The sequence below is a fragment of the Planomonospora algeriensis genome, from assembly GCF_977012225.1.
The window spans coordinates 1-5,002 of record NZ_CDRNDK010000452.1; the positions used below are offsets into that span (position 1 = coordinate 1).

Here is a 5,002-nt window from a genome sequence, read left to right on the forward strand (position 1 = left end):
CGCCCGCCGCGAGGGCGGCCCGCCGTGCCTCCCGTGCGGCGCCGTACCCGACCGGACCGGACCCGCGGATGTCGGGTCCGGCCCCGCCGCCCCGCCTAGCGTCGGGTGCACGTAAGAGAAGGAGGACCGGGAGTGCTGGAGCGGCTCAACCAGGCCATGGAGTACATCGAGGACCGCCTCGACCAGCCGATCGAGGCGGCCGAGCTGGCGCGGATCGCCGCCACCTCGGAGTACCACTTTCGGCGGATGTTCTCCGCGCTGGCGGGTCTGCCGCTCTCGGAGTACGTCCGCCGCAGGCGGCTCACCGTGGCGGGCGCCGAGGTGCTCGCCGGGCAGGAGACGCTGCTCGACATCGCGGTGCGCTACGGCTACGGCTCGGGGGAGGCGTTCGCCCGCGCGTTCCGCGCCCTGCACGGCGTCGGCCCCGGCGAGGCCAGGCGGTGCGGCGCGGCGCTGTACTCCCAGCCCCGGATGTCCTTCCGTCTCGTCATCGAAGGGAGCAGCGGCATGCGATACAGGATCGTGGAGAAGGAAGGGTTCCGCCTGGTGGGCAGGAAGACCCTGGTCCCCCTCGTCTACGAGGGGATGAACCCGGCGATCGTCGAGTTCACCCGGAGCCTCGGTCAGGAGGCCCTGGCGCGCATCGCGGCCCTGTCGGACCAGGAGCCGGCGGGTCTCGTCAACGTGGCCCACGACATCGCCGAGCCGCGCGAGGAGGGCAGCGAGCTCGACTACTACTGCGCCGCGGCGACGGGCGGCGAGGCGCCCGAGGGCATGGACGTCCTGGAGGTCCCGGCGGGCACCTGGGCGGTCTTCGAGGCCTCCGGCCCGTTCCCGCACACGGTGCAGTACCTGTGGCGGGACGTGTACACCCAGTGGTTCCCCTCCAACCCGTACCTGAGCCGGCCGGGCCCGCAGATCACCCGCACGGTGATCTCGCCGGACGGTGAGACGGCGGACGCCGAGCTCTGGATCCCCGTGGAGCGGAGCACCGGCTGACCGGGCGGCGGCCCTGCGAAGGCCCGGCTGCCGTCCTGGCCGGGGCGCGCCGGGCTCCGGCCGCGGGGAGGGCTAGCCGCGGGCCCGGCCGGCCATGGCCTCGATGCCGGTGAGGAGCAGGTCGACGCCGAAGGTGTCGTAGAGCTCCGGGCGGCCTCCCTCCGTGAGCGGCCCGGCCATCTCCACGATGTGCGGGTAGCCGTCGGGCGGGAGCGCCTGCAGGGTCAGCCGCTTGACCCGCAGGCGCTGGGCCTCCTCCTCCGGAGCCGTGCCCTGGCCGCCGCGTTTCCGCGGTCCGGGCGGTGCAGGGCGTCGGGGCCGCCCTGCTGACGCCCACCGCCCTCGCCCTGATCGGCTCGATCTTCCCCGACCCGAAGGAGCGCGGCACGGCCGTCGGCCTGTGGAGCGCCGTCGGCGCCCTCGCCCTGGCCCTCGGCCCGCTGACCGGCGGGTTCATCAGCGAACGGATGGACTGGGGGTGGATCTACCTGATCAGCGTGCCGATCGGGGCCGTGACCTTCGGACTGGGCCTGTGGGCGATCCGCCCGGCCGCGGGGGGACACCGCCGCCACGGCTTGGACGCGCCCGGCCTGGCGGCCTCCAGCCTGGCGCTGTTCGCGCTCACCTACGGTCTCATCGAGGGCGAGGGCGCGGGCTGGACCTCACCGGAGATCCTGGCCGCCTTCGGCGTCGCGCTGGCCGCCGCGCTGGCGTTCATCGTGGTCGAGACGCGCGGCCGCGAGCCGATGATCGACCTGTCGCTGTTCCGTTCGCGGGTGTTCAGCGGCGGCACGCTCTCGATGGGCCTGTGGTCGTTCGGGGTCTTCGGGATCTACTTCTTCACCGCTCTCTACCTGCAGAACGCCCTCGGCTTCACCCCCATCGAGGCAGGCGCCGCGTTCGTGCCGATGGCCCTGGTGATGGCCGTGACCGCCGCCGTCGCCCCGCGGATCAGCGGCGCCCTCGGCACCGCGCGGACCGTGGCGGGCGGGTTGCTGCTGATGGCCGTGGCCGTCTTCGGGATCTCCTTCATCGGCGAGGGCGGCTCGTTCGGCGACCTGCTGCCCTGGTTCCTGGCCTACGGGCTCGGCGGCGGTCTGCTGGTGCCGCTGACCACCGCCATCCTGGGCGCGTTCCCCGAGGGACGCACCGGCGTCGCCTCGGGCGTGCTGAACGTCTCGCGCGAGGTCTTCGGCCTGCTCGGCATCACGGTCCTCGGTGCGATCCTCAACGCCCGCCAGACCACGCTCCTGGAAGGCGGGGCCGGGCAGCTGACCGCGTTCCTCGACGCCTACCGGTTCACCCTGGTGATCGCTGCGGCCATCGTGCTGCTGGGCGTGCCGGTGAGCCTGCTCTCCCTGCGGACCGCACGTCCGCGACCGGTCCCGGTGGAGACCGGGGACGAGCGCCCCGCCGTACCCGTCGGGTAGCGGCGGGGAATCTGTCCACCCGGCCGGGGTCCGGCCTCCGGTGTCAGGAGCCGATCTTCTTGCCCCGGGTGTGCCAGGCCACGGCGACCGACGGGCGGGGCTGGCTCTCGCCGCCGTCGGGCCAGTGGCTGGCGGGGGTCTCGGGCGAGGCGCCGTCGACCTCGCCCGGGTGCTGCACCGCGACGAAGACGCTGCGCTGGTCGGCGGTGATGAACGGGCCGCAGGTCTCCGCGCCGATCGGCACGGTGAGGAACTGCCGCAGGTGGCCGCGCTCTCGCCCGGTGACCGGCATGACGAACAGGCCGTCGTTGGAGCCGAGCGCGTTGCCGTCCGTGGAGATCCACAGGTTGCCGTCGCGGTCGAAGGCGACGTTGTCCGGGCAGGAGATCGGCGAGACCCTGCTCTTGTCGAACCCGGCGAAGTACGTCGAGGGGTCGGCCGGGTCGCCGCAGACCAGCGGGAGCGACCAGGCGAAGGTCGTGGCCGCGGCGTCGTCGCGACGCTCGGTGATCTCCAGCACGTGGCCGTGCTTGTTGGCGGGACGCGGGTTGGCCTCGTCCACCTGGGCCGGGGTCCGGTTGGAGTTGTTGGTCAGCGCCAGGTAGACGCCGCCGGTGACGGGGTTGCGCTCGATGTCCTCGGGGCGGTCCATCTTGGTCGCGCCGGCCTTGTCGGCTGCCAGGCGGGTGAAGACCAGGACCTCGGCGGCGGTCATTCCCGGCACGTGCGAGACGTCCCCGGTGACCAGCGGGATCCACTCACCCGAGCCGTCGAACCGGCCGTCGGCGGGAAGCCTACCGGAACCGTCGATCTCGGCGGCGGGGCTGTCGCCGGTGAACCTGGCGACGTACAGCGTGCCCTCGTCGAGCAGCGTGCGGTTGTGCCGGTCGAAACCGGGGATGTAGCGCTTCTTCGAGACGAATTTGTAGACGTACTCGAAGCGGGAGTCGTCGCCCATGTAGGCCACGACCCGGCCGTCCCTGGCGAGGGTGGTGGTGGCGCCCTCGTGGCAGAAACGGCCCAGGGCGGTGCGCTTGACCGGGGTGGAGTCGGGGTCGAAGGGGTCGATCTCCACGATCCAGCCGAACCGGTTGGCCTCGTGCGGGTGCCTGGACAGGTCGAAGCGCTCCTCGACCCGCTCCCAGCCGCGCCCGCTGGGCGCGGTCGAGGCGGTGTCGATGCCGTACCGCTTGAGCCCGGCCTTCTGGTCCTCGGGGGCGCCGCCGCCCTTGGCGAAGTACTGGTTGAAGTTCTCCTCGGCGGTCAGCACGGTGCCCCACGGGGTGGTGCCGCCCGCGCAGTTGTTCAGCATGCCGAGGACGGTGGTGCCCTTCGGGTCGGCGGCGGTCTTCAGCAGGTCGCTGCCCGCCGCCGGGCCGGTGAAGCGCATGGGGGTCTGCGCGGTGATGCGCCGGTTATAGCGGCGGCGGCCCCGGGTGACCAGCTTCCACCGACCGCTGTTCCCGGCCCGCTCGATCTCGACCACCGAGCCGCCGTGCGCGGCCAGGCCGATCCTGATCTGCTCCTCGGTCGCGGCGGTCCCGCCCGTGTAGCCGCGGAACATGAGCGCCTCGTCGGAGTACTCGTGGTTCACCCAGAGCAGGCCGCGGTGGCCGCCCATCGGGAAGAACGTCACGAAGTCGCAGTTGTAGCCGAACTGCGCGGCCTGCGCCTCGGCGGTCTGGTTCTCGTAGTCGAACTCCGGGGCGCCGGGCAGGACGGGGTCGCCCCAGCGCACGACGACGGCCGAATCGTAGCCCTCGGGGACCGTGAGGCGGTCCTCCCGGTTCGGCGCGACGGCCGCGAAGCGCAGGCCGCCCCGGCCGCCGCTCCCGTGACCGTGCCCGCGGCCGAGTCCTTGGGCCTCCGCACCGGGATCGGCGGCGGCGGGTACGGCTCCCGCCACGCCGAGCACCCCCGCCCCGGCCGCGACGGCGCCGAGCGCCCCCGCCCGGAGCACTCCGCGACGGGACAGGACAGAGGTGACCACGTCGCCGAAGTACGTGTTGCCGCCGGTGTTCGGGACATCGTGCGCGCAGGCGTTGCCGCAGCGGAATTCGCAGGTCAGCGCGGATCGTCCACTCTTGTGCGAGCTGTTGAGCAGCGGGAGCGTTCGGCGCGGCGACGGGTTCGCCACAGGGGGCCTCCAAGGTTGTGCACAGCGTTTCCGAGCGGGGACGCTACGGGCGCCGGCCGAACCCGAGGTGAACGAGGTTCGCCCGGGTGATGAACCGTCCGTCATCGATGTCCGATAGCCCGGCGTCCGGACGGATCACCGGGATGGAGGATCACCGCCCGGACGGATCGCCGGGGCGGAGGGATCACCGCCCGGACGGATCGCCGGGGCGGAGGGATCACCGGGGCGGGCATGATGGGAGGCGTGCCACCTCACAAACCCGACCCCGAGAGGGTCCGCGCCGCGCTGGACGCCCAGCTGGCCGCTCTGGACGAGCCGCCCTACGACGGGCCGGAGGGTCTCGGCGCCCTGCTGGGCGCGTGCGCGGCGGCGGTCATGCGCGCCTACGAGCGGGAGATCCGGCCGGAGCGGGAGGCCGCGCGGCTGGCCGTGCGGC

Annotated in this window: 3 protein-coding genes and 1 pseudogene; 3 read left to right on the top strand and 1 reads right to left on the bottom strand. The window is 73.2% G+C overall.

Going from position 1 to position 5,002, the window contains the following annotated elements; translation table 11 throughout:
• Positions 1-132: 132 nt before the first annotated feature.
• The gene (locus tag ACWJ6R_RS30020; RefSeq protein ID WP_449065451.1) at positions 133-999 is read left to right on the top strand and encodes an AraC family transcriptional regulator; all 867 of its coding nucleotides are present in this window, start codon (positions 133-135) and stop codon (positions 997-999) included.
• A 302-nt stretch (positions 1,000-1,301) separates the two neighbouring features.
• Positions 1,302-2,429 carry an MFS transporter gene (locus tag ACWJ6R_RS30025; protein WP_449065452.1) on the top strand — a complete coding sequence of 376 codons (1,128 nt, stop codon included), beginning with the start codon at positions 1,302-1,304 and terminating at the stop codon, positions 2,427-2,429.
• A gap of 43 nt (positions 2,430-2,472) precedes the next feature.
• Here ACWJ6R_RS30025 and ACWJ6R_RS30030 read toward each other — a convergent pair whose 3' ends face one another.
• A complete protein-coding gene (locus tag ACWJ6R_RS30030) occupies positions 2,473-4,566 on the bottom strand; it encodes a PhoX family protein (protein WP_449065453.1) in 2,094 nt (697 codons plus the stop codon).
• A gap of 234 nt (positions 4,567-4,800) precedes the next feature.
• Between ACWJ6R_RS30030 and ACWJ6R_RS30035 the strand changes: the two are divergent.
• Positions 4,801-5,002: pseudogene (locus ACWJ6R_RS30035) on the top strand (sterol carrier family protein); the annotation flags it as partial.